The sequence below is a fragment of the Micromonospora sp. HM5-17 genome (assembly GCF_003762835.1).
In the GTDB taxonomy this organism is placed as follows: Bacteria; Actinomycetota; Actinomycetes; order Mycobacteriales; family Micromonosporaceae; genus Plantactinospora.
In genome coordinates, this window is record NZ_RJWA01000008.1 from 225,312 (window position 1) to 252,095 (window position 26,784).

Annotated in this window: 27 protein-coding genes; 16 read left to right on the forward strand and 11 right to left on the reverse strand. The window is 73.6% G+C overall.

Going from position 1 to position 26,784, the window contains the following annotated elements; genetic code table 11:
* Position 1 precedes the first annotated feature (1 nt).
* From EF879_RS28310 to EF879_RS22015, 8 genes are all read left to right on the forward strand, one after another.
* Positions 2 to 784 carry an ABC transporter ATP-binding protein gene (locus EF879_RS28310; RefSeq protein ID WP_123561701.1) on the forward strand — a complete coding sequence of 261 codons (783 nt, stop codon included), beginning with the start codon at positions 2 to 4 and terminating at the stop codon, positions 782 to 784.
* On the forward strand, positions 784 to 1,680 hold the full coding sequence (locus EF879_RS28315) for an ABC transporter ATP-binding protein (RefSeq protein ID WP_123561628.1): 897 nt from the start codon (positions 784 to 786) through the stop codon (positions 1,678 to 1,680). The genes EF879_RS28310 and EF879_RS28315 overlap by 1 nt, the downstream gene beginning before the upstream one ends.
* Before the next feature lie 98 nt (positions 1,681 to 1,778).
* On the forward strand, positions 1,779 to 2,588 hold the full coding sequence (locus tag EF879_RS21990) for a bifunctional 2-polyprenyl-6-hydroxyphenol methylase/3-demethylubiquinol 3-O-methyltransferase UbiG (protein WP_158624242.1): 810 nt from the start codon (positions 1,779 to 1,781) through the stop codon (positions 2,586 to 2,588).
* A 321-nt stretch (positions 2,589 to 2,909) separates the two neighbouring features.
* Entirely contained in the window at positions 2,910 to 3,773 is an 864-nt protein-coding gene (locus EF879_RS21995; protein WP_199736560.1) for a hypothetical protein, read from the forward strand.
* A gap of 266 nt (positions 3,774 to 4,039) precedes the next feature.
* A complete protein-coding gene (locus EF879_RS22000) occupies positions 4,040 to 4,861 on the forward strand; it encodes a C1 family peptidase (protein ID WP_158624244.1) in 822 nt (273 codons plus the stop codon).
* Between the two features lie 55 nt (positions 4,862 to 4,916).
* Positions 4,917 to 5,222, forward strand: a complete 306-nt coding sequence (locus EF879_RS22005) for a protease inhibitor I42 family protein (protein WP_233604655.1) — start codon at positions 4,917 to 4,919, stop codon at positions 5,220 to 5,222.
* A 154-nt stretch (positions 5,223 to 5,376) separates the two neighbouring features.
* Positions 5,377 to 5,826 (forward strand): DoxX family protein, encoded by a 450-nt coding sequence (locus tag EF879_RS22010; protein WP_123561638.1) that lies wholly within the window; start codon positions 5,377 to 5,379, stop codon positions 5,824 to 5,826.
* A 305-nt stretch (positions 5,827 to 6,131) separates the two neighbouring features.
* Positions 6,132 to 7,313: a thiolase family protein gene (locus EF879_RS22015; protein ID WP_199736561.1), complete on the forward strand. Its 1,182-nt coding sequence runs from the start codon at positions 6,132 to 6,134 to the stop codon at positions 7,311 to 7,313.
* 262 nt (positions 7,314 to 7,575) lie between these two features.
* Here the strand turns inward: EF879_RS22015 and EF879_RS22020 are convergent, their stop codons facing one another.
* On the reverse strand, positions 7,576 to 8,184 hold the full coding sequence (locus EF879_RS22020) for a DUF1349 domain-containing protein (RefSeq protein ID WP_123561640.1): 609 nt from the start codon (positions 8,182 to 8,184) through the stop codon (positions 7,576 to 7,578).
* Between the two features lie 259 nt (positions 8,185 to 8,443).
* On the opposite strand from EF879_RS22020, the gene EF879_RS22025 reads away from it, so the two are divergent.
* Positions 8,444 to 9,679 carry an Ig-like domain-containing protein gene (locus tag EF879_RS22025; RefSeq protein WP_370375539.1) on the forward strand — a complete coding sequence of 412 codons (1,236 nt, stop codon included), beginning with the start codon at positions 8,444 to 8,446 and terminating at the stop codon, positions 9,677 to 9,679.
* 206 nt (positions 9,680 to 9,885) lie between these two features.
* Here EF879_RS22025 and EF879_RS22030 read toward each other — a convergent pair whose 3' ends face one another.
* Complete coding sequence (locus EF879_RS22030; protein ID WP_123561644.1) at positions 9,886 to 10,236, reverse strand: Lsr2 family protein; 351 nt, start codon at positions 10,234 to 10,236, stop codon at positions 9,886 to 9,888.
* Positions 10,237 to 10,639: 403 nt separating this feature from the next.
* On the opposite strand from EF879_RS22030, the gene EF879_RS22035 reads away from it, so the two are divergent.
* Complete coding sequence (locus EF879_RS22035) at positions 10,640 to 11,467, forward strand: 4'-phosphopantetheinyl transferase superfamily protein (RefSeq protein ID WP_199736562.1); 828 nt, start codon at positions 10,640 to 10,642, stop codon at positions 11,465 to 11,467.
* A 236-nt stretch (positions 11,468 to 11,703) separates the two neighbouring features.
* On the opposite strand, the gene EF879_RS22040 is transcribed toward EF879_RS22035, so the two are convergent.
* Positions 11,704 to 12,015: a hypothetical protein gene (locus tag EF879_RS22040; RefSeq protein ID WP_123561647.1), complete on the reverse strand. Its 312-nt coding sequence runs from the start codon at positions 12,013 to 12,015 to the stop codon at positions 11,704 to 11,706.
* Between the two features lie 305 nt (positions 12,016 to 12,320).
* Between EF879_RS22040 and EF879_RS22045 the strand changes: the two genes are divergently transcribed.
* The 4 genes from EF879_RS22045 to EF879_RS22060 all read left to right on the forward strand — a co-directional run bounded on the left by EF879_RS22045 (position 12,321) and on the right by EF879_RS22060 (position 18,693).
* Positions 12,321 to 13,589, forward strand: a complete 1,269-nt coding sequence (locus EF879_RS22045; protein ID WP_123561649.1) for a hypothetical protein — start codon at positions 12,321 to 12,323, stop codon at positions 13,587 to 13,589.
* Complete coding sequence (locus EF879_RS22050; RefSeq protein WP_233604656.1) at positions 13,586 to 14,578, forward strand: glutamate ABC transporter substrate-binding protein; 993 nt, start codon at positions 13,586 to 13,588, stop codon at positions 14,576 to 14,578. Before EF879_RS22045 ends, EF879_RS22050 begins: the two co-directional genes overlap by 4 nt.
* 369 nt (positions 14,579 to 14,947) lie before the next feature.
* Positions 14,948 to 17,287: a tetratricopeptide repeat protein gene (locus EF879_RS22055; protein WP_370375540.1), complete on the forward strand. Its 2,340-nt coding sequence runs from the start codon at positions 14,948 to 14,950 to the stop codon at positions 17,285 to 17,287.
* A gap of 554 nt (positions 17,288 to 17,841) precedes the next feature.
* Positions 17,842 to 18,693, forward strand: a complete 852-nt coding sequence (locus tag EF879_RS22060) for a PP2C family serine/threonine-protein phosphatase (protein WP_158624248.1) — start codon at positions 17,842 to 17,844, stop codon at positions 18,691 to 18,693.
* A gap of 196 nt (positions 18,694 to 18,889) precedes the next feature.
* Here the strand turns inward: EF879_RS22060 and EF879_RS22065 are convergent, their stop codons facing one another.
* A complete protein-coding gene (locus EF879_RS22065; protein ID WP_123561657.1) occupies positions 18,890 to 19,258 on the reverse strand; it encodes an FKBP-type peptidyl-prolyl cis-trans isomerase in 369 nt (122 codons plus the stop codon).
* 647 nt (positions 19,259 to 19,905) lie between these two features.
* Between EF879_RS22065 and erm the strand changes: the two genes are divergently transcribed.
* Positions 19,906 to 20,739: an ErmE/ErmH/ErmO/ErmR family 23S rRNA (adenine(2058)-N(6))-methyltransferase gene (gene erm, locus EF879_RS22070; protein WP_123561659.1), complete on the forward strand. Its 834-nt coding sequence runs from the start codon at positions 19,906 to 19,908 to the stop codon at positions 20,737 to 20,739.
* Positions 20,740 to 20,938: 199 nt separating this feature from the next.
* On the opposite strand, the gene EF879_RS22075 is transcribed toward erm, so the two are convergent.
* The 7 genes from EF879_RS22075 to EF879_RS22105 form a co-directional block, all read right to left on the reverse strand.
* Positions 20,939 to 21,541: a hypothetical protein gene (locus tag EF879_RS22075; protein WP_123561661.1), complete on the reverse strand. Its 603-nt coding sequence runs from the start codon at positions 21,539 to 21,541 to the stop codon at positions 20,939 to 20,941.
* 13 nt (positions 21,542 to 21,554) lie between these two features.
* Positions 21,555 to 22,103 (reverse strand): hypothetical protein, encoded by a 549-nt coding sequence (locus EF879_RS22080; protein WP_123561663.1) that lies wholly within the window; start codon positions 22,101 to 22,103, stop codon positions 21,555 to 21,557.
* A 1-nt stretch (position 22,104) separates the two neighbouring features.
* Positions 22,105 to 22,542, reverse strand: coding sequence for a hypothetical protein (locus tag EF879_RS22085; RefSeq protein ID WP_123561665.1), 438 nt, complete (start codon positions 22,540 to 22,542; stop codon positions 22,105 to 22,107).
* Positions 22,539 to 23,027 (reverse strand): Asp23/Gls24 family envelope stress response protein, encoded by a 489-nt coding sequence (locus tag EF879_RS22090; protein ID WP_123561705.1) that lies wholly within the window; start codon positions 23,025 to 23,027, stop codon positions 22,539 to 22,541. Before EF879_RS22090 ends, EF879_RS22085 begins: the two co-directional genes overlap by 4 nt.
* 94 nt (positions 23,028 to 23,121) lie before the next feature.
* Complete coding sequence (locus EF879_RS22095) at positions 23,122 to 23,310, reverse strand: hypothetical protein (protein WP_123561667.1); 189 nt, start codon at positions 23,308 to 23,310, stop codon at positions 23,122 to 23,124.
* A gap of 210 nt (positions 23,311 to 23,520) precedes the next feature.
* Entirely contained in the window at positions 23,521 to 24,888 is a 1,368-nt protein-coding gene (locus tag EF879_RS22100) for an MFS transporter (RefSeq protein WP_233604662.1), read from the reverse strand.
* 294 nt (positions 24,889 to 25,182) lie between these two features.
* A complete protein-coding gene (locus EF879_RS22105) occupies positions 25,183 to 25,419 on the reverse strand; it encodes a hypothetical protein (RefSeq protein ID WP_123561709.1) in 237 nt (78 codons plus the stop codon).
* 138 nt (positions 25,420 to 25,557) lie between these two features.
* On the opposite strand from EF879_RS22105, the gene EF879_RS22110 reads away from it, so the two are divergent.
* A complete protein-coding gene (locus EF879_RS22110; RefSeq protein ID WP_233604658.1) occupies positions 25,558 to 26,670 on the forward strand; it encodes a geranylgeranyl reductase family protein in 1,113 nt (370 codons plus the stop codon).
* The last annotated feature ends 114 nt before the right edge of the window (positions 26,671 to 26,784 follow it).

Sequence of the window (26,784 nt, forward strand, 5' to 3'; positions counted from 1 at the left end):
GATGGCCGACGTTCGGGTCGGGTCAGGGGCCGCCGGTCCGCCCGCGCTGCTGACCGCCACGGCGGTGACCCGGCGGTACGGGTCTCTGACCGCGGTCGACGCGGTGGACCTACGGGTCGTCGAGGGGGAGCGGCACGCGCTGATCGGTCCGAACGGGGCTGGGAAGACGACCCTGCTCGACCTCGTCGGCGGCGCGACCCGCGTCGACGACGGCCGGATCGACTTCGCGGGTCGGGACGTCACCCGGCTCGGGCCGGCGCGCCGTGCCCGGCTCGGTATCGGCCGCATCCACCAGCGTCCCGCCGTGTGGTCCTCGCTGACCGTCCGGGAGAACGTCGAGGTGGCCGCCTGGCGGCGGGTCGGCGGGCTGCGCAGGGTGGCCACGCCGGGGCGGTTCCGCCGCCGGTTGCGGGAGCCGGCGCTGGCGCTGCTCGACCGGGTCGGCCTCGCCGACCTGGCGACCAGCACCGCGGCGCACCTCTCCCACGGGCAGCGGCGACTGCTGGAGATCGCGATGGCGCTCGCCAACCAGCCCCGCCTGCTGCTCCTCGACGAGCCGGCGGCTGGGCTCTCCGGCGTCGAGGTGCAACGGCTGGCCGCCCTGCTGGCGGGGCTGCCCCGCGAGGTCTCGGTGCTGCTGGTGGAGCACCGGCTGGATCTCGTGTACGCGCTCGCCGACACCGTCACCGTGCTGTACGACGGCCGCCGGGTCGCCAGCGGCGGGCCGGCCGAGATCCGCGACTCGCCGGAGGTCCGGCGGGCCTACGCCGAGGCGGTGCGCTGATGTTGCGGGTGACCGGCCTTCACGCCGGCTACGACGGCGGCACGGTGTTGCACGACGTCAGCCTGGAGGTGGCGGTCGGGGCGGTCCAGGCGGTGGTCGGCCGCAACGGCGCGGGGAAGAGCACCCTGGTGCACACGGTCGCCGGTCTGCTGCGGCCGTACCGGGGCGAGGTCCGGGTCGACGGGATCGACCTGACCGGCCGTCCCGCGTACCAGGTGGCCCAGGCCGGCGTCGCACTGGTGCCGCAGGGCCGGCGGGTGTTTCCCCGGCTGACCGTGGCCGAACACCTGACCCTCGCCTCCGGCGTCCGGCGTCCCCGTGCCGCGCAGTCCGGTCCCGTCTGGACCGTGCCGCAGGTGCTGGAGCTGCTGCCCCGGCTGGGGGAACGGCTGCGGCACCGTGGTGACCAGCTTTCCGGTGGCGAGCAGCAGATGCTCGCGATCGCCCGGGCGTTGCTGACCCGGCCCCGGGTCCTCCTCCTCGACGAGCCGGGCGAGGGGCTCGCCCCGGACCTGGCGGCCCGGATCCGGGACCTCGTCGGCCGGCTGGCCTCGGCCGGGTTGAGCATTCTCCTCGTCGAACAGCAACTCGCGCACGCGATCGAGGTCGCCGACCAGATCGCCGTGCTCGACTACGGCCGGCTGGTCTTCACCGCCTCCACGGCCGTGGTACGTGCCGACCCCGCTCCGGTCGAGGCGTTGCTGAGCGTGGCCGGCACAGCCGTTTCGGACCGGACCGGTCCGGTCGATCCGGGGTCGACCCCGATCGGCGTCGACCCCGTCCCACCCGTACCTGTGGGCAGGGCAGGCGGGCAACCCGGCCAACCCGGTTCCCCGACCCCGCCCAGCCCGTCGCCGGCCTCGACCGCGGCACCCCCATCCTCGTCCGCACCCTGACGTACGCCGTACCACACCTTGCGTCGCCCCTCCGGTGCCGACGCCGATGCCGCATGGCCGGCGCGTCGTCATCGATCATTATCAGGGAGGTACCGACAGTGACTTCCACCCCTGTCCAGACCGGTTACGCCTTCGACAACCGCTCGCCCGAAGCCGAGGCGCAGATGCGGGCCCTGGAGGCGTTCCTCGATCCGATAACGGCGGACCGGCTCGCCGCCCCGATCCTCACCCCCGGCGCGCGCTGCTGGGAGGTGGGCGCCGGAGGCGGGTCGATCGCCCGGCTGATGTCCCGGGTCGTCGGGCCGACGGGACTGGTCGTCGCGACCGACATCGAACCCTCGCACCTGGTCTCGGAGGGCAATCTCGTGGTCCTGCGGCACGACGTCCGGGACGGGGCGCCCGAGGGCGGACCCTTCGACGTGATCCACGCCCGGCTCGTCCTGCTGCACCTGCCGGAGCGGCGCCGGGTGCTGGCCGAGCTGGTCCGGGCCCTGGCCCCGGGCGGCTGGCTGGTCGTGGAGGAGTTCGACTGTACGGCGGGGCTGCGGGTGCTCACCGCGCCGACCGACGACGCGGCGAAGCTCTTCCAGGAGGTGATGGAGGCGACGCTCGGCATCCTGCGGGACCGGGGCGCGGACCTGGCCTGGGCGCAGGACGTCCACACCGAGATGGTGTTGGCCGGTCTCGTCGACGTCGACACCATCACCCACTCGCAGAGCTGGCCCGGCGGCTCCACCGGCGCGTCGCTGCACGCGACGAACTCTCGGCAGCTCGAGCCGCGACTGCTGGCCACCGGGCTGTCGCCGAGCCAGTTGGAGCTCTTCCGGGAACTCGCCGAGGACCCCGCCTTCGCCTCGCTGTCGTACCAGTTCGTCTCCACCCGGGGGCGCCGGCCGCTCGGGTCGTAGTCCCCGTCGTCGGCCGGGCCGGTGCGGCCCGTTCCCCCGGCCCGGCCGGCAACCTGCCGCCCGCGGTGCGGACGACCCCCGGCTCGCCGACCTGCACCGCGCACCACCGCGCCCCGCTGCCGGCGGGTCGTCGGCCACCTGGCGCCCCCGGCGGCCCGGCACGTCCCGGGTGGCGCGTGACAACTCGTCGCGCCCGTCGACGAGCGCGACGCGGTGACGGCCGCCGACCGGGGATCTTCCGCGCCCGGATGGCTGGGCCGGCACGCCGGGAACCGCCGACGGATCCGATCCGTCAGAGCGGGCATGAGCGGAAGGTGGATAGTGCGGGCGGCCCTGGCCGGCCTGCTGGTGGTGCCGGTCGCGGCCTGTGCGCGCGTCGACGCCGGAGAGGTCGGCGGAACGGCGATCGGTGGCCTTGGTGGCGACGGTAACGAGGTGGTCCTCCGGGTGGAGCAGACCGGTGGGCTTCTTCCCCCGGCAGCTCTGTTCGGTCGCCTGCCGGTGGTGACGGTCTACGCCGACGGCCGGGTGTTCACCGAGGGCCCCCAGACGCTGGCCTTCCCCGGACCCGCGCTGCCGAACATCGAGCTGCGGCGTATCACCGTCGAGGACGTCGACGCGCTGGTGGCGCGCGCCCGCGCCGCCGGGGTGGGCTCCGGCGTCGATCTCGGCCATCCCGCCGTCGCCGACGCGCCCTTGACCCGCTTCACCCTCACCGTCGCCACCGGCACCGAGGTTCTCGAGGTGTACGGGCTGGTCGAGGGCGACCAGCCGGCGGATGGTCTGACCGAGGCGCAGCGGGCCGGCCGGGCGAAGCTGCGGGACCTGCTCGCCGCGCTCACCGACCTGCCCGGGACGTTGGGTTCGGACCGGGTCGGTGCGGCCGAGCCGTACGCCCCGTCGGCGGTCGCGGCGCTGGCGTCACCCTGGCACGGCGATCCGGCGGGATCGCCCGCCTCGTCGGCGGTCGCCTGGCCCGGTCCGGCGCTGCCGGGGCCCCCGCTGCGGTCGGGTCTGGAGCAGGGGTGCGTCGTGGTACGGGGCGACGCCGCGACGGAGCTGCTGACGCTGGCCGCGAAGGCGAACGCCCAGACCCCGTGGACGTGGGGCGACGACCGGTGGAGCGTCGTGCTGCGTCCGCTGCTCCCCGACGAGACGGAGTGTGCCGACCTTGCAGCCGATTAGTTCCCCGGCCTTCCAACCGATCAGCCTGCCGGGATTCCAGCCGATCAGGTCACCCGAGCGCCCGGTCGGACCGACCCGGACACGACCGCGCCGGCGCACAATGGGGGACGCGACGGCGTTGACGCGGACCAACCTGTTCCCGGTGCCGGCCAGCGACGCGGATCGGGCCGGAGGGGATGGTGCCCGGGCCACGCGCGGTCCGGACGGTCGTCCCCCCGACCGATAGCCGGCGCCGTCGCCGGAGGGCCGGCGAGAGAGGCGAGGCGATGGAGCAGTCGCGGCGTGTTGCGGTGGACCCGCCGGAGACCAGCGCGAGCGTGGCGCTCGGTCCCCAACTACTCGGTTGGCGGTACCGGCCGGACGCACGGGACTGGGACATTCCTCGCCTGCTGGAGATCGCCGAGCCGCCGGAGTCGATTCGGCAGATGACCGTCGAGCAGGTGTTGACCGAGACGCCGTACTTCTCGGACTGGCGGGCGTACCTCGTCTTCTGGCGCTGGCTCAAGACGCAGCGGGCGCCGCGGACGACGCGCGACTCGGCTCCGGCCTGGGAACTGCCGATCCAGCTCGACCAGGGGCAGACCGGACACTGTGTGGGGTTCGGCTGGGCCGGCTGGGTGGACGCCACGCCGGTCGCCGGTACGTACCAGAACGCCGACGCACACGCCCTCTACTACGAGTGCAAGGTCATCGACGGGGAGCCGGGCCGGGAGAACGGTTCGACCGTCCGGTCCGGCGCCCTGGCCGTGCGGGAGCGGGGTCGGCTCGCCGCGTTCGCGTTCGCCCACACCCTCGCCGAGATCGACGAGTGGATCGACACCCAGGGGTCGATCGTGGTGGGGACCATGTGGACGGCGGACATGTTCGATCCGGACGAGAACGGGTTCGTCAGGCCGACCGGGGCGGCGGCCGGCGGGCACTGCTACCTGATGCTCGACCGGATCGAGGACGAGGACGCGTACCTGTTCCAGAACTCCTGGGGCGCGGCCTGGGGACAGGGTGGGCGGTTCAAGATGCGTCGCGGCGACTTCGACGGCCTGCTCCAGGACCGCGGAGAGGCCTGCTGCGCGGTGGAGCTGCCACATTGAGCCGGGGCGGACCCGCGGGAGTACGGGGGTCGGGAGACCGGTGGCCCGGCGGGAGGTGACCGAGCGTGACAACGGGCGGTCGTATCCCGCCGCGCCCGGCGACCAGATCGTGGTGCGGTTGGACGAGACGCCGAGTTCTGGCTACCGATGGCGGCTCGACGGGGTCGACGAGCGCGTGCTCGTCCCGGCCGGGGACGGCTTCCGATCCGAGGCGGGTGGGCTGGGCGCCGGCGGACGTCGTCAGCTCCGGTTCGACGCGGTCGGCCCGGGCCGGACGATCCTGCGGTTGTCGTTGCGGCGCGGCTGGCCGCCGGACGAGCGGCCTGTCCGCCGGTTTGAGGTGACCATTACCGTACGGTGACGAGGTCGTGCCGGTGTGGATGACCGGACCCGGGTGGCGGGGCGTACGACGCGTCGGTCGCCGGACAGGTATTGACATCTATCTATTTCTGTGGATACGGTGACGTCGCCGTGGGACCTGACAGTTGCTTCCTGCCAACCGCAAGGAGTGCTCCATGATCAGCGCCCGCGTCAGCGACCTCGTCACCTCGTTGTTCCGGATCGTGGTCGGCCTGTTGTTCGCCCTGCACGGCACCGCCTCCCTCTTCGGGGTCTTCGGTGGCAACCGTGGTAGCGGTGAGGCGATCCCGCTCGGCACCTGGCCGGGATGGTACGCCGCGGTCATCCAGTTTGTCGGCGGTGCGCTGGTGCTCGTCGGGCTGGGCACCCGGGTCGCGGCGCTCGTCTGCTCCGGGTCGATGGCCTACGCCTACTTCGTGGTGCACCAGCCGGAGGCGCTGCTGCCGCTGAACAACGGCGGCGAGCTCGCCGCCCTGTTCTGCTGGTCCTTCCTACTCGTCGCCGTGCTCGGTGGCGGACGGTGGTCGATGGACGCGGTGCTCGCCCGGCTCCGGAACCGGGCCGCCGTCGAGGAGACCGAACCGGTCGCCGCGTCGGCCCGGTAGCGGGGGTTCGCCGCTCCCGGCCCGGACCACGTGCCGGCCCGGCCGCCTTCTGGCCGGGCCGCCGCCATAACGCGGTAGACCCGCGCGGGCGGCCGACTCGCCGCGACCTCCCGCCCACCCCGGCCGTATCGCCGGGGTACCGCACCCTGTCTCTCCGCCTCGGAGACGGCGCCCGGTCGCCTCGCGCCAGGGAACGGCCACCGCCGGCTTGCCACCGGGCCGGGGTGGTGGGGGTGACCCGGGGTGTGGCGGAGCCACGCTGACCGGCAGGATGATGAGCCGTCAGCGTGGGAGGAGACCAGATCGTGACGACCGACGTGTACGTACTCGACGCCGTCCGGACCCCGATCGGCCGGTACGGTGGCGGTCTGGCGGGAGTACGCCCCGACGACCTTGCGGCGCACGTGGTGGGAGAACTCGTGCGGCGTAGCCCAGACCTCGATCCGGCCCGGATCGACGACGTCATGTTCGGCAACGCCAACGGTGCCGGCGAGGAGAACCGCGACGTCGCCCGGATGGCCGTACTCCTCGCGGGGCTGCCGCCCACCGTGCCCGGCGTCACGGTGAACCGCCTCTGTGGCTCCGGCCTGGAGGCGGTGATCGGCGCGGCCCGGGCCATCGCGCTGGGGGACGCCTCGATCTGCATCGCCGGGGGCGTCGAGTCGATGACCCGCGCTCCCTGGGTGCTGCCGAAGCCGGAGAGCGCCTTTCCGCGTGGCCCGGAGACCCTGCACTCCACCACGCTCGGCTGGCGCCTGGTCAACCCGCGGATGCCCGACACCTGGACGGCCCCGCTCGGGGAGTGTACGGAGATTCTCGCCGACCGGTACGGGATCTCCCGGGAGGAGCAGGACGCCTTCGCGCTCCGCAGCCATCAGCGGGCCGCCCGGGCCTGGGCGGACGGGCTCTTCGCCGACGAGGTGAGTGTGGTCCCGGGCACCGACCTCACGACGGACGAGAGCGTGCGACCGACCACCTCGGCTGAGGCGCTGGCCGCGCTCAAGCCGGTGTATCGGCCGGACGGTACGGTCACCGCCGGCAACACCTCACCGCTCAACGACGGCGCCAGCGCGATACTGCTCGCCGACCAGGCCGGCGCCGAGGCCGTCGGCCGGGCTCCGCTGGCCCGGATCGTCTCCCGGGCGGTCACCGCGGTCGAGCCGCAGTTCTTCGGGATCGGCCCGGTGCGCGCCGCCGAACAGGCGCTGCGCCGCGCCGGCGTGAGCTGGTCCGACCTGGATGTGGTCGAAATCAACGAGGCGTTCGCCGCTCAGGTGCTGGCCTGCCTGGCCGAGTGGCGGGACCTCGACCCCGAGATCGTCAACCCCCAGGGCGGCGCGCTCGCCCTCGGACACCCCCTGGGCGCCTCCGGAGCACGCATCCTCGGCTCGCTCGCCTGGCAGTTGCGCCGCCGCGGCGGGGGACTGGGCCTGGCCGCGATCTGCATCGGCGTGGGGCAGGGCCTGGCGGTGGTCCTGGAGGCCTGACCGAGAGGAGGTATCCGCCCGGGGCCGGCCCCGCCTTCTCGTCCGCGGCGCCGCCCGTTCGTCCGCTTCGGTACGCCGCGCGCCGCCCCGCGGCGTCCGGCGTGCGCTGTCCATCCGAGGGCTGTCCGTCCTGGCATGCGTGCGCCGTCCAGGCCTCACCTGCGCTGGTGGTCCCGGCCTACGCCGTCTGCGGATCCGGTGTGCGCCGGATCCGCCCGGACCCCACACGGCCTTTGGTGCCCCGTCGGTGGCCCCGGCTGCCTCACCGACCGTCGCGGAGATCGGCCAGCCGGGCCGCCTCGAATCCGATCCGGTCGAACACCACCGTGCAGCCTGACCCCGTGGGGGACTGTGCCTCCAGCCCGATCCGGAGCGGCTCACCGGCCGCGTCGAGCCGGAAGTAGCGGACAAAGTGCCACCAGTTTCCGTCCGTGCTGGCGTGGAACGCCCAGGCCGGGCCGAGCCGCGAGATTCGCAACCAGAGCGGCGTCCCGGCGGGTACGACAAAGCCGTTCGCGTCGTCGGAGGCGCCGCGGGTGACGACCGAGACGGCCATCCCGTCGCCCTGCGGCGACCGCTCGTACGCGAGCTTCGCCCAGGTGTACGGGTCCCCGTAGACCAGGAGACAGCCCGCGTCGTAGGTGGCGGCGAAGTCGACCCGGACCCGGGTCGAGAGCTGGAAGTCGCCGTCCGGCGCCGGGCCGAGCAGCCGGGGCGCGGTGAGGACCGGTTCGGCACCGGCGGGATCCACGAACAGGTCGGTCCCGGGCCCGGCGGCGACGGTGAGGGAACCGTCGGCGCCGTCGCGCCAGGACACGGGGGCCACCTCCCAGGCCAGCGGCATCGGGATCGGGATCGGGGTGATGTCCATCCGGAAAGGATGCCAGAAGGGACCTGACCCGCAGCCCTCCGCGGCGCACCGTCCCGGCCCGCGCCGACGCGCGTAAACCCGAGACCCTTCCGGGGTTTACCCCGGCGTTCAGCGGCGATTCCGGGGTTACCGGCGGTTCCCCGCCTGAACGTGCTGCTTCGCACCGGGCGCGCGACGAAAAAGGACACGACGAGACGCAGGAGGGAAATGGGGTGGGTGGAGCATGCTACTGAGGCGTCGAGTGGTGTTGCTACTGATGATGCTGTTGACGGCCGTACCGTTGGTCCTGACCGGCTGCACGGGCAATCCCCTCGAACGGGCGGGCCGACCGGCGCCGCCACCACCCAAGTTGGCGATCACCCCGGCTCCGGACAGTAAGGATGTGCCGATCAGTGTGGAGATCGGTACCGCGGTGACCGACGGGAAGATTTCCGAGGTCATCGTCACTGATGACAAGGGGGGCCGGGTCGACGGGGCGATGCGCCCGGACGGTACGAGCTGGATGCCGAGCAAGCCCCTGGCGCCCAAGCGGACCTACACCGCACAGGTGACGGCGAAGAATGACGCCGGGAAGACGGTCACGCAGAAGACCAGCTTCACCACCATGGACAAGCCCGCACGGCGGACCGTCACCAACCTGAATGTGCAGGACAATCAGACGTACGGCGTGGCGATGCCGGTAACGGTGTCATTCGACTCGGATATTCCGAAGGAGGCCCGGGCGGGTATTCAGCGGCGTCTGCTGGTCACCACCGACCCGCCACAGCCCGGCGTTTGGTCCTGGGACGACAACGGACGTCAGGTCTCCTACCGGGCTCCCGACTTCTGGCAGCCCGGCACCCGGATCAGCGTCCGGGCGGCGCTCGACGGGGTGCCGATGGGTGACGGCAGTTACGGCGACACCGACCGGACGGCGAGTGCCCGGATCGCCGACCATCGGATCTTCCTGGAGATCGACAACGCGACCAAGCAGATGTCGGTGTTCAAGGACGACCAGCTCATCCGCAAGATTCCCGTGAGCCTCGGCAAGAGCAGCACCCCGACGTCGAGCGGCAAGATGGTGATCATGGAGAAGCACGAGTGGACGATCTTCGACACCACGGGCTCCCCGGACCCCTACGTGGTCGAGGTGGAGGACGCCCAGCGGCTGACCTGGGGTGGCGAGTTCATCCACGCGGCGCCGTGGTCCGTCGGGGACCAGGGGAGCCGGAACGTCTCGCACGGCTGCACCAACGTCTCGAGCGCCAACGCGGACTGGCTGATGAAGACCACCCGGATCGGCGACCTCGTCACCATCAAGGGCACCGAGGTCCAACTCGAACAGGGCAACGGTTGGACGGCCTGGAACGTGAGCTGGGACGAGTTCATCAAGGGCAGCGCCCTCCCGGTGCCCGCCGACCTCAAGCCGGCTCCGCCCGCGCCGGGTAGCGCTCCCGGGGGCCCGCCGGCGGCCGACAAGGCGCCGACGCCGACGCCATCGAACGGCGGCCGGTAGGCCCGCTCCTGTCGAGTCGGGTGCCACCGACACCGTCGTCGGTGGCACCCAGGGCTGTCCCGCCGGACGGGTCCCGATCGGCGGGAGGTGGGTTCGCGGGGCCGCCCCCCGGCCCCGCTCGCTGACCGGCGGATTCCGTGACCAGGCTGTGCGGCAGTACGGAAAGAGACCGGTACGGGTGCGGCGGGCCGCGGCGTCGGGCCTGCCTACCGCCGGTTGTTGTATGCCTGGACCACCGAGGACGGAATGCGGCCACGCTCGGAAACCTTGTAGCCGTTCTGCACGGCCCATTCCCGGATGGCGCGGTTCAGTTCCCGGTCGCTCCGGGTGGGGCTCGAGGTCGTACCGCGCCGCCCGCCACGTCGGCTTTCGATCGAACTGCGCCCGACGCGGGTGCCTGCTTTGATGTAGACGTCCAGGGCCTTGCGAAGCTTGCCCGCGTTCTTGTCCGACAGGTCAATCGTGTAGTTGACGCCGTCGATACCGAACTCCACGGTGCGATCGGCCTCGCTGCCGTCGAGGTCGTCTGTCAGCAGCGTGATTACCCGCTTCGCCATGGTCGACTACTCCTTGTGAACAATTGTTGCTTGGAGTTGAGTTTGACTGATCGACGGGTAATTCTGCAAGACATCCGGCATTTGCGGCGCGAAAGTCCCGGGCGACGTCGGTCTTTCCTTCCCCGCTTCCGTGCAGCTTCCGGTAACGCGGCCTTTAGCGGCTGGTATCCCAGCTGTCGGACACGACACCGGTCGATACGGGCCGCTCGGCGCGGGTGCGCCTCCGGCGCCGACACCCGGATTCGACCTGGTCGGATCGACAGGCGCCGAAACCGGCGTCCCCGCCATCCTGGAGATTGGTCCTCCGCGCGCGTACTGGTCCGTCCGCGGCCCGGCTGGCATGCTTCGCGGTGGGGTGCGCCGTCCGGGGCGCCCTCTGGTCCGAGAAGCCTGGTGGTGCCCGTTGACCCAACCTGGCCGTCCCGCCGTCGAGCCGCCTGCGGCGCCACCGTCCGGCACGCCGCCGGCCGCCGGCGCGGCGCCCACCACCCCGGCCCCGCCGGTACCCGGCGAGTGCCAGGTGTGGCGCCTGCCGCTCGGCGCAGGACACTGGGCCGGCCTGGACGTCCTCGACCCCACGGAGCGGGAGCGGCACGCCCGGTTCCTCCGGGCCGCCGACCGGGATCGCTACCAGGCCGCGCACCTCGGCGTACGGCTGCTGCTCGGCCACTACCTCGGCGTTCCCCCCGCCGAGCTGCGCTTCTCCCGGCGGTGCCGGCACTGCGGTGCTGGACACGGCAAACCGACGGTCGCACACCCGGCCACCAAACTGGACTTCTCGCTCACCCACTCCGGCGACTGGGTCGCGCTCGCGGTCGCGGCGGCACCGGTCGGCCTGGACGTGCAGGAGATTGGGGACAGTACGGACCTGGCGATCCTGAGCGCCACGGTGCTCGCTCCGGCGGAGCTGCGGTGGTGGCGCGAACAGCCGCCGGCGCGGGCCAGACGAGCCTTCTTCCGGTACTGGGCCCGCAAGGAGGCGTTGCTGAAGGCGACGGGGTACGGCCTCGCCGTGCCGATGAACGCCATCACCGTCAGCCCACCCGACGAACCGGCGCGGCTGCTCGACTGGTCGGCCCACCGCTCGCTCGACGGTCCGGTGCAGCTGTACGACCTCGATACCGGGCCGGACTACACCGGCGCGGTCGCGGTGCTGTCCAGCCTGCCGGTACGGATCACGCAGGCGCCGCTGCCGCTCGGTGCCGTCCGGTCGGCGCTGTCCGGCGGATGACCGGGACCACGGTCGAGGCGTGCCGGGTCGTCCGGGCACCCCGGCCGGCCTGACGGAGTCGGTACGGGTGCGGATCGGGCGGCGGACGGAGCCACCCCGGCCCGCGGGCGTGTCGGTGGGGCGATCGCGGGACACCGGAGCGGCGCAGCGGTACCCGCGCGCCATCGGGAGAGCGTGCGGCTGTCGCGGTCCACTCCGGAGGCCCCGGCGTCCCCGACCAGATCCGGGGCGGTGTCTCAGAGCCCGAAGACGGTCTCTTCGGCGCCGTCGCGCGCGCCGTCGACGAAGCCCCGGAACGCCGGGTCGTCCCGGTCGGCCGTCACGCTCGTGACCTGCTCTCCGGTGGCCTCGGCCACCGCGTCCACCAACGGGGCGTAGGTGAGGTCGATCTCCCCGAGTTCGTCCTCGTCGAGTTCGGCCAGGTTCAGCACGTCCTGTAACTCCTCGGCGGGAGTGTCCGGATCGGCGGCCCAGGACTCGCCGAGCGCGTAGCACTCGTCGTACAGCGCCCGTTGGTCCTCGGTCCAGTCGTCGTCGTAGTCCCTCACGCCGTACTCCTCTCGGCCGGCCCTACCACCCTGAGCATGCCCCCGAGCCAGCCCCGGTCGGGCGGAAACGCCCCGGTGCCGTGGGCGGGTGGACCGACGTGGGGGACCCGGCCACCGCCGGTTGAGCCGATTGGCTACCGTGAACCGGGTCGTCCTGACCCGGCGGTCCGCGCGCCCGAAGCGGCGGCGCGTGCGGGATTGTGGGGATGGGGAGGTCACGGGTGGGTTCACACGGGTCGGCGGTCGCTGCTGTCCCCGGCCGGTCGGTCGTCCCACCACCCCGTCCGTGGACGGTCCTGCGCCGGATGACGGCGCCGCTGAGCCAGACCCCCGGCCGACTCACCGCCATCCTCGCCGGCGTGGTCGCCCTCGGCCTGCTCTTCGGGGCGACCGCCCTGGTCGGGGTCCGGCAGCGTGCCGACCTCGTTCGCGGGGTGACGGTCCGCAGCGGAGAACTGCTGGTCGCCGCACAGAACCTGTACCGAGCCCTCTCCGACGCCGACGCGATCACCGCGAGCGCCTTCCTCTCCAACGGCCTCGAACCACCGGAGCTGCGCGAGCGGTACCAGCGGGACCTCGCCGACGCTGCGGCGGCGCTGACCGTGGTGTCGGCCGCCACCGACGGGCGGAGCGCCTCGGCGGCCGCCCGGATCGCCGCCCGGCTGCCGGTCTACAGCGGCCTGGTGGAGACCGCCCGGACCTACAACCGGCAGGGTCTCCCGCTCGGCGTGGCGTACCTGCAGGAGGCCTCGGGCCTGATGCGCGACGAGCTGCTTCCGGCCGCCCGGGAACTCTACGCCGCCGCCTCCGCCGAGCTGGACGCCGCACGTGACCGGGCTGCCGGCTTTCCCTGGATCGCGACGCTGCTCGGCCTCACCACCCTCGGCGCCCTCGTGCTGGCCCAGCTGTACCTGACCCGGCGGACCAACCGGTTGCTCAACGTGGGACTACTCGTCAGCACCGGGGCGGCCGTGCTGTTGCTCGGGTGGCTCATCGCGTCGGCGGTCGCCGCGGCGGCGTACCTGCAGGCGAGCCGCGATGACGGCTCCGCGCAGATGAATCTCCTGGCCGAGGCCCGGATCGCCGGCCTGCAGGCCCGCGCCGACGAGGCGCTGACTCTCGTCGCCCGGGGCAACGGCGCCGCGTTCGAGCAGCACTACGTCGTCGTCATGGAGCAACTGGCCGGCGCCGACGGCGCCGGCGGGCTGCTCGGCGAGGCCCTGGCCGCGGCGTCGGACCAGCCCACACGGCAGGCCGTCGAGACGGCGATCGCGCAGAGCACGGCGTGGAGCGCCGCCCACCGGCAGGTACGGGCGCTTGACGACCGCGGTGAGTTCACCGAGGCGGTGCGGGCCACCATCGGCCCCGGGGACCAGACGACGGCGGCGATATTCAACCGGCTCGACGAGGCCCTCGCCCAGGCCATCACGTACAACGGAGAGCGGTTCGAACGCAAGGCGACCAGCGCCGGCCGCGCGCTGACCGGCGCGGACGTCGGGTTCGTCGTGCTCACCATCCTCATCCTGGCCGGAGCGGTGGTTGGGATGCAGCGGCGGATAATGGAGTACCGATGATGTCGCGGCACCTCGTCGGTCGGCTGCTCGCCGGCCTCCTCACCGTCGTGGTCACGGCCGGCGCGGCCGGGTGCGGTGCGGACGACGCGGCACTGCCCGACTACCAGGTCCCGGCGGACCCACCCCGACCGGTCGGCATGCGGGATCCCGCGGTGGTGCCGAGCAGCGCCCCGAACGCCTCGGAATCGTGCAATCCCCGGGCCAGCCTGCGGCCGTCCGGTGCGTTGCCGCCGCCGCGGCAGATGCCGCCCCGGACCGCGATGGCGCGGATCGTGCAGCGCGGTCGACTGGTGGTCGGGGTCGACCAGAACAGCTACCAGTTCGGCTTCCGGGACCCGCTCACCGGCGAGCTGACCGGGTTCGACATCGACATCGCGCGGGAGATCGCGCGCAGCCTCTTCGGCGACCCGGACAAGATCCAGTTTCGGGCGATCAGCTCCGCGGACCGGATCAAGGTGGTCAAGGACGGCACCGTCGACATGGTGGTCCGGACCATGACCATGAACTGCGAACGCTGGCGGGAGGTCTCGTTCTCCACCGAGTACTTCACCGCCGGGCAGCGGATCCTGGTCACCCGGAGCTCGGGGATCGAGTCGATCGCGCAGCTCCGCGGCAAGAAGGTGTGCGCCGCCGACGGCAGCACCTCGATCCGGAACATCGCCGAGGCCGGCACGATACCGGTCTCGGTGGTCAACTGGACCGACTGCCTCGTGCTGCTGCAGCAGAACCAGGTCGTCGCCGTCTCGACGGACGACAGCATCCTGGCTGGTCTCGCCGCACAGGACCCGAACACGCAGGTGGTCGGGCCGCGGTTCAGCGACGAGCCGTACGGCATCGCCATCGCCAAGACGTCGCCGGAACTGGTGCGGTTCGTCAACGCCGTACTCGAGAAGATCCGTTCCGACGGTACCTGGACCCGGCTCTACAACCGCTGGCTGCGGTCGCTGGGGCCGGCGCCGGCGCCGCCGAAGGCCCAATACCGTGACTAGGATGTCGCGTCCGCTCCGGTACCCGACCGGGTCGGCGTCCGAGGGGCGGCCCGCAGGCGTTGCCGGTCGCCGTGCCCGGAACCACCGCGCCGGGCGTGGCGGGTCCGGTCGAAGGGAGCCGTAGCCATGAGCGTCCGCTGCCTGCGGCCCGGCTGCCCAGGCACGTACCGTGCCGACGGGTCCTGCACCCACTGCGGCGACCGGACCCCCACCGCCGCCGGCCCGCCGACGGCGCGGTCCGCCGGCCATCCCGGTCAGCCCGTCGTTCCGACGCAGCCCACGGGGCGCAGCACTGGTCGGGCAGCGGTACCGGCCGCCCCGGCGCCCGTGGTGGGCGTCCCCGGCGGCGGACCGGTCGGGCCGGGCGGTGTGCCCGGCCCCGGCGGCGGGTGGGCGCCGGGGACGTCCGGCCCCGGCGCGCCGGGAGTACCGGCCGCTGGTGCGCCGGCGGCCGCTGGTGGCCCCGGCCCGGCTTCGGTCCCGGGCGGCCCTGGCGCGACGTCGGCCCAGAGCGTCGGCGGACGGCTGCCCAGCGGTCCGAGCGCGGCGTCCACCGGCACCGGCGCGGCATCCAGCCGGGCCACGGTGGGGTCGCGAAGCGGCTCCCGGTCCCGAAGCGCCTCCCGGGGTGGCCTCGGCGCCGGACTGGTCGAGATTCCCCGGGTGCCCCTGCGGGATCCCGCCACGGCGGTGATGGCCGAACCGAGGGTCGCGGAGTCGCGACGGTTCTGTGCCCGCTGCGAGAAGCCGGTGGGGCGGGGGCGAGACGGTCGGCCGGGGCGGACGGAGGGCTTCTGCCCGTACTGTGGCACGCCGTTCTCGTTCGTGCCCCGACTCAACCCGGGCGACATCGTCAACCAGCGCTACGAGATCCTCGGTGCCCTGGCATACGGCGGGGTGGGGTGGATCTACCTGGCGCGGGACCGGAACGTCAGCGACACGGTCAGCGACCGCTGGGTCGTACTCAAGGGGCTCATCAACACGTCCGACGCCGACGCGATGGCCTCGGCGGTGGCGGAGCGCCGGTTCCTGGTCGAACTGGACCACCCCAACATCGTCAAGATCCACGATTTCGTGGAGCATCCCGACCCGCGTACCGGCACCCCGGTCGGCTACATCGTGATGGAGTACGTCGGCGGGCAGTCACTGCGGGACATGCTGCTCACCCGCCGGCGCGAGACGGGCGAGCGGGCCCTGCCGCTGCCGGAGGTGCTCGCGTACGGAATCGAGATTCTGCCCGCGTTGGACTACCTGCACGACCGGAACCTGCTGTACTGCGACTTCAAGCCGGACAACGTCATCCACGCCGAGGAGCAGCTCAAGCTCATCGATCTCGGCGCCGTGCGACACGTCGACGACACCACCAGCGCGATCTTCGGCACCCCCGGGTACCAGGCGCCGGAGATCGGCACCCTCGGCCCGTCGGTGGCGTCCGACATCTACACCGTGGGCCGGGCGCTGGCCGTGCTCAGCCTCGACTTCCGGGGCTTCTCCACCACGTACGCCAACCGGCTGCCGGATCCGGCCGAGGCGCCGCTGTTCGCCGCCGAGATGTCGTATTACCGGCTGCTGCGTCGGGCCACCCACCCGGATCCCGCCCGGCGGTTCCAGAGCGCCGGCGAGATGAGCGAGCAGCTGCTCGGCGTCCTGCGGGAGGTCCTCTCGGCCGCCGACGGCGTGCCCCGGCCGGCGGTGTCCCGGCAGTTCACACCGGAGCGACGACCCTTCGGTACCGATGCCGGCGAGGTCGACCTGGGGCTGGCCAATCCCGCCGGCGGCCCTGGCGGTGGCCTGCCGCTGGGTGCCATCGCGCCGGCACCGGCGGCGGTGGCCGCCGCGCTGCCGCTGCCCCAGGTCGACGTGCTCGACCCGGCGGCGGGATTCCTCGCCTCGCTCGGTGCGACGGACCCGGCGGAGCTGATCCGGCAGCTGAGCACGGCCCCGGTACGCAGCGTCGAGGTCGCGTTCCGGCTCGTCCGGGCCCGGATCGAGGCGGGTGATCTGGCGGGCGCCGCCGCCGATCTCAACCGACTGGCCGCCGCGGACCCGTACGACTGGCGGGTGGACTGGTACAGGGGCCTGCTGGCGCTCACCGCGAACCGGCCGGCCGAGGCCCGGGCGGCGTTCGACGTGGTCTACGACGTACTCCCCGGCGAGCCGGCGAGTCGGCTGGCCCTGGCCGCGAGCGCCGAGTGCGCCGGGGACCGGCCCCTCGCCGCCCGCCTGTACGAGCGGGTGTGGTGGGTTGACCACAGCTACCTGAGCGCGGCGTTCGGCCTGGCCCGGATTCGCTTCCTCACCGGCGACCGGGCCGGCGCGCTGGCCGTGCTCGACCAGGTCCCGGACAGTTCGATCCATTACGTCACCGCGCAGATCGCGGCCGTCCGGGCGAGCCTGCCGGGACTCAGTACCGCGGCCGGGCCGGATGACCTGTTGCGGGCGTCCGCCCGGCTGGAGCGGCTCGGCCTGGACCTCGAACGGCAGACCCGACTCACGATCGAGGTCCTGGAGGTCGCGCTCGCCTGGATCCGGAACCGGCCGGCCCCGGTCTCCGGCCTGCGGATCCTCGGCCACGACCTCACCGAACGTGGCCTTCGCTTCGGGTTGGAGCGGGCCTACCGAACGCTGGCCCAGCTCGCCCGGGAACCGCAACTCCGCGTCGCGCTGATCGACCACGCGAACGCGGTCCGACCGAGGACGCTGGTATGACGACCGTTGACGGCGGTGTCGCCGGAACCCTGCCGATGCCCTGCCCCGAGCACGGGCCGCCCTACGCACCGGATCACCGGTTCTGTGAGGAGTGCGGCCGCGAGCTGGAGCGGGTCCCGGTCGACGCGGCGGGCGGGCAGGCCGCGGTCCCACCCGTGGACGTATCCGGCGGTGCGGCGCCTCAGACTCCCGGCCCCGGCTCCGGCGCCGCCGTCGTCCCGGCCGGCCCGACGCCGGGCACCGACGGTGGGCCACCGGCATCCGCCACAGGTGCGACTTCCGCCCCGTCCGCTCCGGGTGCGGCTTCCGGTCCGGAGACGGCGGCGGGGGAGGCCCTGGCGGGTCCGGACGTACCGGGCCGGCTCGACGCCCTTGCCGGACCGGCCACGTCAGCCAGCCGACCGGCCGCCGCGCCGGCCGGACCACCGGAACCCGCCCAGCCGGCCGGACCCCAGGCCCCCGCAGGAACTCCCGCACCCGCCTTGGTCTCGTCCGCCGGGCCGGCGTGGTTGTCATCGCGCATGGCCGGCCAGCCCTGTCCCCGGTGCGGCGCCGTGCCCTCCGGCAATCCGGGCCACTGTGAGCGCTGCGGCCAACGCTGGCCGGTCGGCCGGGACCGGGCCGACCTCGACCTCGGTACGGTGGCGGCGGTGACCGACCGGGCGCGGCGGCGCCGCAACGAGGACGCGGTCGCCGTGGGACGGTTTGGCCGGGCGACCGCGGCGGTCGTCTGCGACGGGGTGTCGACGTCGCTGCGCGCCGACGTCGCCGCGCATGCGGCGGCCGAGGGCGGGCTGATGGCGATGCTGTCCGCGCTGGCGGGTGGCGCCGCCGCGACCGAGGCGATCGTGACCGGCGCCCGCGCCGCCGCGGCGGCAACCCGGGCGACCGCCGTGGCCGACGACGGAGCGGTGCCCCCGAGCTGCACCTACGTCGCCGCCGTGGTCACCGTCGGCTCGGTCACGGTCGGCTGGATCGGCGACAGCCGCGCGTACTGGCTCGGCCCGGACGGCGCGGCCGACGAGGCCACCTGTCTCACCATCGACGACTCGATCGTCGCGCGAATCCAGGCGGGCCGGCCGGTGCCGCCCGGTGCGGAACTGCACCCCACGTCGCGGGCGCTCGTCCGCTGGCTCGGTGCCGACTCGGCCGACACCGAACCGGAGGTGGTGACGTTCCAACCGACCCGGCCGGGACGGCTGGTCCTCTGCACCGACGGGTTGTCGCACTACCTGCCCGACCCGGTGGCGCTCGCGGCGCAGGTGCCGGGTGCGTCGGGTGGCACTCCGATCGCGATCGCCCGTGACCTGACCCGGTTCGCCGTGGAGTCCGGTGGGCACGACAACGTCGCCGTCGCCGTACTGCCCTTCCCGCCGGTCGCCCGTCCGACCGGTCCCGCGGTCTAGCAACGGCCACCGTCCGGGGGTTCCGTCGCCGGGTGCGGCATTCGGCGGCCGCGGGGCCGACCGACGGCGGCGGGCGCGCGCCGGCCGAGGCCGCGATCCCACCGCCGTCGACGCCGGCGGCCGTCCCGGTCGGGCCACCCGGCCCGACCGCGGGCGACGCCGACTCCGCGTTCTCCGGGAACCGTCCCGGATGGCGCTACATCATGCTGACGAGATCGACGACAAAGACGAGGGTGGCGTTCGGCTTGATCCGGTTGCCGGCCCCCCGCCGGCCGTAGCCCAGGTGCGGCGGGACGATGAGCCGGCGTCGCCCGCCGACCCGCATACCCAGGACGCCCCGGTCCCAGCCCTCGATGACCCGGCCACGCCCGACCTGGAAGCCGAACGGGGTACCCCGGTCCCACGAGGAGTCGAACTCCTCGCCGGTGTCGAACGAGACGCCGACGTAGTGCACCTCGGCCCACCGGCCGGGCTCGATCTCCGGGCCGGTGCCGACGGTGATGTCCTCAATGACAAGGTCGGTCGGGGGAGGTCCCTCGACCGGACCCACGGTGGGCTTGTGCATTCCGGAAAGATACGGCGGCGCGGCCCCAAGATCGTGTAGCACGTGCCGGTGGTGGAGATGCGTCGCGCTGCGAAACCGACGCGGCGCGGTGTCGTGGTCCGTCGGCGCGGAGACCCGGGCGATTCCCGGCCAGGAGGACAATTCGGTTGCGTCCGCTCCGGCTGGCTGAGCTACGGTGGACCCGTGTCAGGCACGTTTCACGCCCTGATCCGCGGCTTCCTGACCGGGATGCGCACCGCGGGTAGGGCCATCCAGCTTCTGCTGCGCCACCGGGCCGGGCGATCCGCCCTGGCCGGCTGAGCGCAGCGAGCCGAGCGACCACCGGCGTCCCCGTCGTCTGACGCGGTGACGGTCGCGTACGTCCGCTTGCCGGCGCCCCGCGCCGCCTGACCCCGCCTCGTCTCGCATCTCCGCGCGACGCGTCTGCCCCGTCTCCGTACGGCGGCGTTGGCCCGTCGGCCGCCGCCCGGCGTCCGGTGGCGGTCGCACCGAGGTGGGCGCGTCTGGTGTACGGGGCGGGGCGCGGGCCGTCGCCCACGCACGTCCAGGGTCACCCGAGTCCAGACCACCTCGGGACAGGTCCCGGCCGTGCGCGTGCCGCCTGTCCCGCGAGCCTGCCCGGCCGCGCCGGGCGAGAGGACACGGCTGTGCCACGCGACAGTGTCGACCAGACGAACCGACCCCGCCGGGCCGCCTCCGGTCCCCGGACCGCCCGGGATCGGTCCCGGCGGGTGTTCGGACAGAACTTTCTCCGAGACAGACGAACCATTGACCAGATCATCGCCGCCGCCCGACCCGACCCGGACCGGCTGATCCTCGAGATCGGCGCCGGGGAGGGGGCGCTGACCAGGGAGCTGGCCCGGCTCTGTCGCCGGGTCGTCGCGTACGAGATCGACCTCGATCTGGTGGCGCGGCTGCGCGCGGAACTCGGGGCCGCGGTGCGGGTGGTGCCCGGGGACTTCGTCGCGGCGCGACCACCCCGGGAGCCGTTCGCGGTGGTCGGGAACATCCCGTACGCCTCGACCAGCAGGATCGTCGACTGGTGCCTGGCCGCGCCCGGGCTGACCTCCGCGACCCTGGTCACCCAGCTGGAGTACGCCCGGAAGCGCTGTGGCGACTATGGGCGCTGGACGCTGCGAACCGTGCAGACCTGGCCGCGGTTTCACTGGCGGCTGGCCGGCCGGATTCCCCGCGAGCGGTTCCGGCCGATGCCCGCGGTGGACTCGGCGATCCTGCGCCTGGATCGTCGCCCGGTCGACCTGCTGCCGCCCCGCCAGCTCGGCGCGTACCGGCGGTTCGTGGCGCTGGGGTTCAGCGGCGTGGGCGGCTCGTTGCGCGCCTCGCTGTCTCGCTGCTATCCGGTCCGCCGGGTGGACGCCGCCCTGCGGGCCAACCGGGTGGACGCCGACACGCTGGTCGGGTACGTCTGGCCGGAACAGTGGCTCGCACTGTTCCGGGCGCTCCACTCCGACCGCCGCTGAGTTCCGGCCGGGACGGTACCGATGACTGGGGCGCCGCCGAAACCGACGCGTGCTCGGCCGGCGACCGGCCCCCAGGGGTCGCGGCCTCCTGGGCGGCGCGGCCGGTGGCCGGTCTCCTGATGGCGTGCCGGCGACCGGCCCGGCACGCACGCCGGTCAGCGGGCCGGGCTGGCCACCTCCGGCCCGGTGGGGACGCCCGTCAGCGGACCCGGGCCGGGCCGGAGGTGTCGATCCGCGCGATCACCTCGAGCCGGCCCGGGACCAGCCCGGAGGTGGCCCGGAACCGCCCGACCGCGGCCGAGACGTGATCCCGGACGGTGGTCAGCGCGGCCCGGGAGCCGAGCTGCAACTCGATCCAGAGCTCGGGGTCCGCGGCGGTGCCGGCGAGCACGACGGAGGCCCGGCGGACCTGGGGGTCCCGGGCCAGGTCCCGCTCGAGGCCGCGCACCAGGCAGGCGCCGCGTACCCGGGTGGTGCCCGGCGGCAGTCCAGCCGCGCCGGCGGCCGGACCCGTGACGGTCCGCAGGTCCAGGTCGCCCATGGCCGGGTGCCGGCGGGGCCGGAGCTGCCGTCCGAGCAGATGGGCACCGAGCCAGGCGAGGAGGAGCCCGAGCGCGCCGAGGATGGCGAGGCCCCACGGTTCGATGGCCCGCCAGAGGCGGAGCAGGCCCGACCAGATCAGCGGCGCATCCTCGTCCACCCCCGCGAGATGACCGAGGCTGGCGACCAGCCCGACCACGCCGATCGTGGTCAGGACCAGCCCGACGATCGTCCAGAGCACCCGCAGGCTGCTGTTCGTCATCTCCTCGGCCGCCTCACCGTCGCAGCCGAATCCCGGCGAGCGGGACGGGTCGCGGCCCGACCATGTCGACGTGGACCGGGTCGTCCGGGTCGGCCCCGAGCCGCGCCAACTCGCGCCGGACCGCGTTCTCCACCGCCGTACCGAGCGACGCCTCCCCGACGGCCCGGACCCGGGTCCGCCACCCGCCGCCCTCCCGGCGGACCATCACGCTCGCGAAGGCCACCCCCGGGACGCTGTCCGCCGTACCCGCCAGGTGGCGTTCGACCGAACGTCGCTGGAGATGCCACCCGTCCGCGAGCCGGGTCGGCAGCCGCTCCGGCTTCCACCGGACGGTTTGCCCGACAAGGATCAGCAGGCCGGTAACACCGGCGGTGACGATCCCGGTCCGGACCCAGGGGTCACGCAGCCGGGTGGTGGTGAGGGCGCGGTACCAGCTCTCGTGGTCGACCACCAGTCCCGGCCGGTGCAGCGCCACGGCGAAGACCTCGATGATCACGAGTGCGCCGCCCCCCAGCAGGGTGAGGGCCAGCAGGATCGCGGCGAGCCGGTTGATCAGGCGCACCTCAACCCCCGGCGGACGGTTCCGGCAGGTCGATGTCGTCGACGACCACCTCGACGGAGGGGTGCTGGCCAAACCCGTCCAGTACGTGGCGGACCGCGGCGCGGACTCGTCCGGCGAGCGGACCGATCGGCACGGCGGCGACCTCGACGTGCACCTCGACCGGATCACCGAGCCGGATGCCGGGAATCGTGCCGCCCGGGAACTGGGTCGACACCTCGACGCCACCGCTGCCGGAAGCGAGCCGGGTCACCCCGGGCACGGCGAGCACCGCCGTCCGCACCGCCGTGGCGACGGCACGCGCGTCCGGGGCAGCGTGGGCCGGGGTGCCGGTGGAGCTGCCCGGTCCACCGGACGTCCCGGACGGGCGTGCCGGTTCACCGGTCGTCCCGGCGGCGTTCGCCGGTGGCCCGGCGGTCGCCACCGTCGGCCGCGCGGTCATTGCCCCTGCGGGGAGCGACCGTCGTCGCGGCCCTCCTGGTCACCCTCGACGTAGACGTCGTCGACGTTGATGTTCACCTCGACGACCTTCAGGCCGGTCATCCCCTCGACCCGTTCGACGACGTTCCGGCGTACCGCCTCGGAGACGTCGACGATGCTCTGGCCGTACCAGGTGACCACGTCGAGGTCGATGGCCGCCTCCCGCTCGCCCACCTCGACGGAGACGCCCTGCCGGATGTTCTCGGCGCCGCCCGGTACCAGGCCGCGTAACTGTCCCACCCGCCGGGCGATCCCGGCACCCATCGAGTGCACACCCGGGATCTCGCGGGCGGCGAACCCGGCGATCTTGGCGACCACACCCTCGGCGATTCGGGTCTTGCCGGCCTCGGTGGTCAGTTGGGCCCGCGCCGGCTCCCCGCCGGGGCGGCTCGGCCCCGGCGCCGTCGCTCGGTTCGCGTCCGTGGTTGCGGAACTGGCATCGGCCATCTTCGTCCCCATCTCTTCCGGCGGAGGGTCGTCCCGTCCGCCCGTTGCCGGTCTTCGGGCCGGTGGCGGTGGGCCCGGCCGGGGCGCGTGTCCGTCAGCGCCGCCGCGGTGCGGAGGTTCGGTCGGCCAGGCCGGCGACCGTGATGTCACCGTCGAGCACGCGGACGACAAGCCAGCCGACCAGGCCGGCGAGCAGCGCACCGGCCGCCGCGCCGAACCCGGCGACGGCCCACACCGTCGCGACGAGGAAGCCGGCGACGAAACCGAACTGTTGGCGGGACATGCGTTCCTCCCGTGGCACGGCGGCAGGTCCGATCTGGCATACACGCTCTGGCCGGAGTCGAACCCGGCACCGCCGGAACCATGGTGTGATCTAGATCACATATCCGCCAGGGGTGGGCGCCCGCCGTTGACCCGCCAGCGCCGCCCCTCGTACGCCAGCCGCGCAGGGTGGGCCCTGGGCCTAGTCGAAGCCGCGACCGCGTCGGGCCGGTCAGCCGCCGCGGGCGGCCGCGGCAGGGGCACCGAGCCGTGCGGTTCGGCTGTCCACGACGGCGGCCACCAGGGCGACCAGGACGAAGCCGATGGTGGCCAGGAGCGCCTCCCGGAACGCCAACGACCAGTCACCGTGGGCCGCCAGGGCGCCGAAGAAGATCGCGCCGACGCCGGCGATTCCGGCCGCCGCGCCGATCCGCTGGCCGGTCTGGAGCATGCCGGCGGCGCTGCCCGCCTGGTCGACCGGCACCTCGGAAAGGGTGAGCGTCTGGTTGGGGGTGATGACCAGGCCGCTGCCGAGCCCCGCCAGCAACAGCGGCGCGGCGATGGCGACCGACGCGCCGCGACCGGGCGTGAGGTGCAGCGCGACCGCCATCCCGGCGAGCCCGAGCGCCACCGTGGCCAGGCCGAGCGCCACCAGCGACCGTCCGAACCGGTTGACGATCCGGCCGCCGAGCGTCGCTGTGACCGCCGAACCGAGCGCGAACGGCGTGACCGCCAGCCCTGCCTCCAGAGCCTGGTACCGGAGCCCGATCTGCAGGTACAGCGGGTAGAGGAAGAAGACCGCGACGAAGCCGGCGAAGTAGAGCAGCCCGATCAGCGCACCCAGGGTGTACGACCGCAGCCGGAACAGCGCGAGGTCGAAGAGCGGCTCCCGACGCCGGCGGTACCGCAGTTCCCAGCCGACGAAGCCGAGCAGCGCCAGGAGACCGGCCGGGACCAGCAGCCACACGAGCGCCCCCCGCCACTGCCGCCCCTGCACGAGTGGCAGCAGGAGGAGGGTGACACCGAGTCCGAGCAGCAGTACGCCGACCGGGTCGAGGCTCTGCCGCCGTACCGGCTTCCCCGAGGCGGTCGGGAACAGCCGCCAGCCGAAGACGACCGCGGCGATGCCGACCGGGATGTTGACGAAGAACACCCACCGCCAGCCCTCCGGCGCGCCGCCGAGTTCGATGAGCGCGCCGCCGAGCAGCGGACCGACCGCGGTGGAGACTCCGATCGTGCTCCCGAGCATGCCGAACGGGCGGCCCCGGGCCGCGCCCGGGTAGAGCTGCTGGATCAGCCCGGTCACCTGCGGGTTGATGAGCCCGGCCGCCGCGCCCTGGAGCAACCGGGCGCCGATCAGCCAGGCGGGGGACCGGGCGAGCCCGGCCGCCGCGCTGGTCGCGGTGAAGAGCGCCAGACCGACGACGAAGACCGTGCGACGCCCGCGGGCGTCCCCGAAGCGCCCGGCCGGCACCAGCATCAACCCGAAGGTGAGGGCGTACCCGGAGAGGATCCACTGCAGGTCGCTCGGGTCGGCATCGATGGCCCGCTCGATCGAGGGGATCGCCACGTTCACGATGCTGACGTCGAGCAGGGTCATGAACGCCGCCACCAGGCCGACCGTCAGGGCCCGGCGACGCTGGCGGTCGCTCGGCCCGCCTCCGGTCCCGCCCGGCAACGGAGCCCCGCCGGGCGGCTGTTCGCCGTCCGGCGGTACCGCTCCGGGCCGCGGGTGGCGGCCGCCGTCCGCGCTCACCCGGACGGCGCCGGGACCGGCGGGCGCCGGCTCCCGGCGGACGCCGCTCGGAGCGGGAACGCCCACCGGATCCGACCGGTCCGGTGCGGCCTCACCGGCCGTCGCGGCGACTCGGCCCCGCGGCCCGGTCCGCTCCGGTCAGGTGAGTTGGTGCGAGCACCAGCGCGGACCAAAGTCCAGGCCCTCCAGCGGAGAGTCCTCGCGGTGCAGCAGGTTCTTCTCTCCGAGGACGTGCAGCGGCGTCGCCAGCTCCTCCTCCGGGACGCCCGCCTCCTCCGCGATGGCCTCGGGGAACGGCACCTGTCCCCGCGCCTCCAGCGTGGTGACCGCGACGTACACCCGCTGTTCGAGGTCGGTGAGATTCAACTGTTGCATGGTGACCTCCTCGCCCGATCGTCCGTCGGGCACCTTGCGAGGCCGCGGTTACCCGTTGTCGTGGCGAAGATGCGTCGCGGTGCGGCGGTCGTGTGCCCCGGCCCGGGGCGCCCTCCGCCGTCACCTACGCTGCTACGCGTGAGGTGGGACGTGGCCGTGATCGGCGCGGGGCCAGCGGGACTCTCCGCGGCGTACGCCGCCGCCCGGGCCGGGGCACGGACGATCGTGGTGGAGCGGGCCGAGCATCCGCGCTACAAGACCTGCGGTGGCGGGCTGATCGGCACCTCGTTGGCGGCCGCGGCGGCCCGGATCGACGTACCGGCGGACGACCGGGTCGATCAGGTCACCGTCACCGCCAACGGTCGCCGTCAGTTCACCCGGCGCTACCGTCCCGGCCAGTTGCTGACGTTGGTGCGGCGGGAGAGGTTCGACGACCGGCTGCGTGCCGCGGCGGTGGAGGCGGGAGCGGAGCTCCGGCAACGGGTCGCGGTCCGCGGGCTCGAGCAGGGCCCTGACGAGGTACGGGTTCGGCTCGCCGACGGTTCGGTGCTGCGCGCCGGCGTGGCAATCGGTGCCGATGGCTCGGCCGGGGTGACCGCGCGGCACGTCGGTGTCGACTACTGCCAGGTCGACCTCGGGCTGGAGCTGGAGATTCCGATCCCGGAACCGCTCCGGCAGCGCTGGCGGGGCCGGTTGCTGCTGGACTGGGGGCCGCTGCCCGGGTCGTACGCCTGGGTGTTCCCGAAGGGGGACCGGTTGACGGTCGGGGTGATCGCGAGCCGCGGCGAGGGGGAGCGGACGCGTCGGTACCTACGCGATGTCGTCGCGCGGCTGGGCCTGGCGGGTCTGGAGCCGACCCACGACTCCGGCCACCTGACCCGGTGCCGGAGCGCCGACTCGCCCTTGCGGCGGGGGCGGGTGCTGGTAGCCGGGGACGCGGCGGGACTTCTGGAACCGTGGACCCGTGAGGGGATCAGCTTCGCGTTGCGGTCCGGCGAGCTCGCTGGGGCGGCGGCGGCCGGCGGCGACCTCGACGGCTACGTTCGGGCGGTCCACGAGCAGCTCGTGCCTCCGATGCGGGCCGGGCACGAGATCCTGAAGGCGTTCTCTCGCCATCCCGGTGTTTTCCACACCGCGCTCGCCACTCCAGCCGGCTGGCGGATGTTCGTGCGGTTCTGTCGGGGCGAGATGACCTTCGACCAGGTACTGGGCCGCCGCTCCGTACGGAGCGCCCTGGCGCTGTTGAACTGATTCGTCCGGATTTGGCGGCGATGTCGACACCGACGAGGTGTCGCGGTTCTGACTGTGTCGGTGCGTCGGATTCGGGTTGGCGGTCGGGGTCGGTCGAGGGAATGTCGGCCGCCG

Bases quoted from the DNA above. Each gene is read 5' to 3' on its own strand.
- EF879_RS28310 (WP_123561701.1), top strand. From the start codon at position 2: ATGGCCGACGTTCGGGTCGGGTCAGGGGCCGCCGGTCCGCCCGCGCTG.
- EF879_RS28315 (WP_123561628.1), top strand. From the start codon at position 784: ATGTTGCGGGTGACCGGCCTTCACGCCGGCTACGACGGCGGCACGGTG.
- EF879_RS22000 (WP_158624244.1), top strand. From the start codon at position 4,040: ATGGAGCAGTCGCGGCGTGTTGCGGTGGACCCGCCGGAGACCAGCGCG.
- EF879_RS22010 (WP_123561638.1), top strand. From the start codon at position 5,377: ATGATCAGCGCCCGCGTCAGCGACCTCGTCACCTCGTTGTTCCGGATC.
- EF879_RS22020 (WP_123561640.1), bottom strand. From the start codon at position 8,184: ATGGACATCACCCCGATCCCGATCCCGATGCCGCTGGCCTGGGAGGTG.
- EF879_RS22025 (WP_370375539.1), top strand. From the start codon at position 8,444: ATGCTGTTGACGGCCGTACCGTTGGTCCTGACCGGCTGCACGGGCAAT.
- EF879_RS22030 (WP_123561644.1), bottom strand. From the start codon at position 10,236: ATGGCGAAGCGGGTAATCACGCTGCTGACAGACGACCTCGACGGCAGC.
- EF879_RS22045 (WP_123561649.1), top strand. From the start codon at position 12,321: ATGACGGCGCCGCTGAGCCAGACCCCCGGCCGACTCACCGCCATCCTC.
- EF879_RS22050 (WP_233604656.1), top strand. From the start codon at position 13,586: ATGATGTCGCGGCACCTCGTCGGTCGGCTGCTCGCCGGCCTCCTCACC.
- EF879_RS22065 (WP_123561657.1), bottom strand. From the start codon at position 19,258: ATGCACAAGCCCACCGTGGGTCCGGTCGAGGGACCTCCCCCGACCGAC.
- EF879_RS22075 (WP_123561661.1), bottom strand. From the start codon at position 21,541: ATGACGAACAGCAGCCTGCGGGTGCTCTGGACGATCGTCGGGCTGGTC.
- EF879_RS22085 (WP_123561665.1), bottom strand. From the start codon at position 22,542: ATGACCGCGCGGCCGACGGTGGCGACCGCCGGGCCACCGGCGAACGCC.
- EF879_RS22090 (WP_123561705.1), bottom strand. From the start codon at position 23,027: ATGGCCGATGCCAGTTCCGCAACCACGGACGCGAACCGAGCGACGGCG.
- EF879_RS22095 (WP_123561667.1), bottom strand. From the start codon at position 23,310: ATGTCCCGCCAACAGTTCGGTTTCGTCGCCGGCTTCCTCGTCGCGACG.
- EF879_RS22100 (WP_233604662.1), bottom strand. From the start codon at position 24,888: ATGACCCTGCTCGACGTCAGCATCGTGAACGTGGCGATCCCCTCGATC.
- EF879_RS22105 (WP_123561709.1), bottom strand. From the start codon at position 25,419: ATGCAACAGTTGAATCTCACCGACCTCGAACAGCGGGTGTACGTCGCG.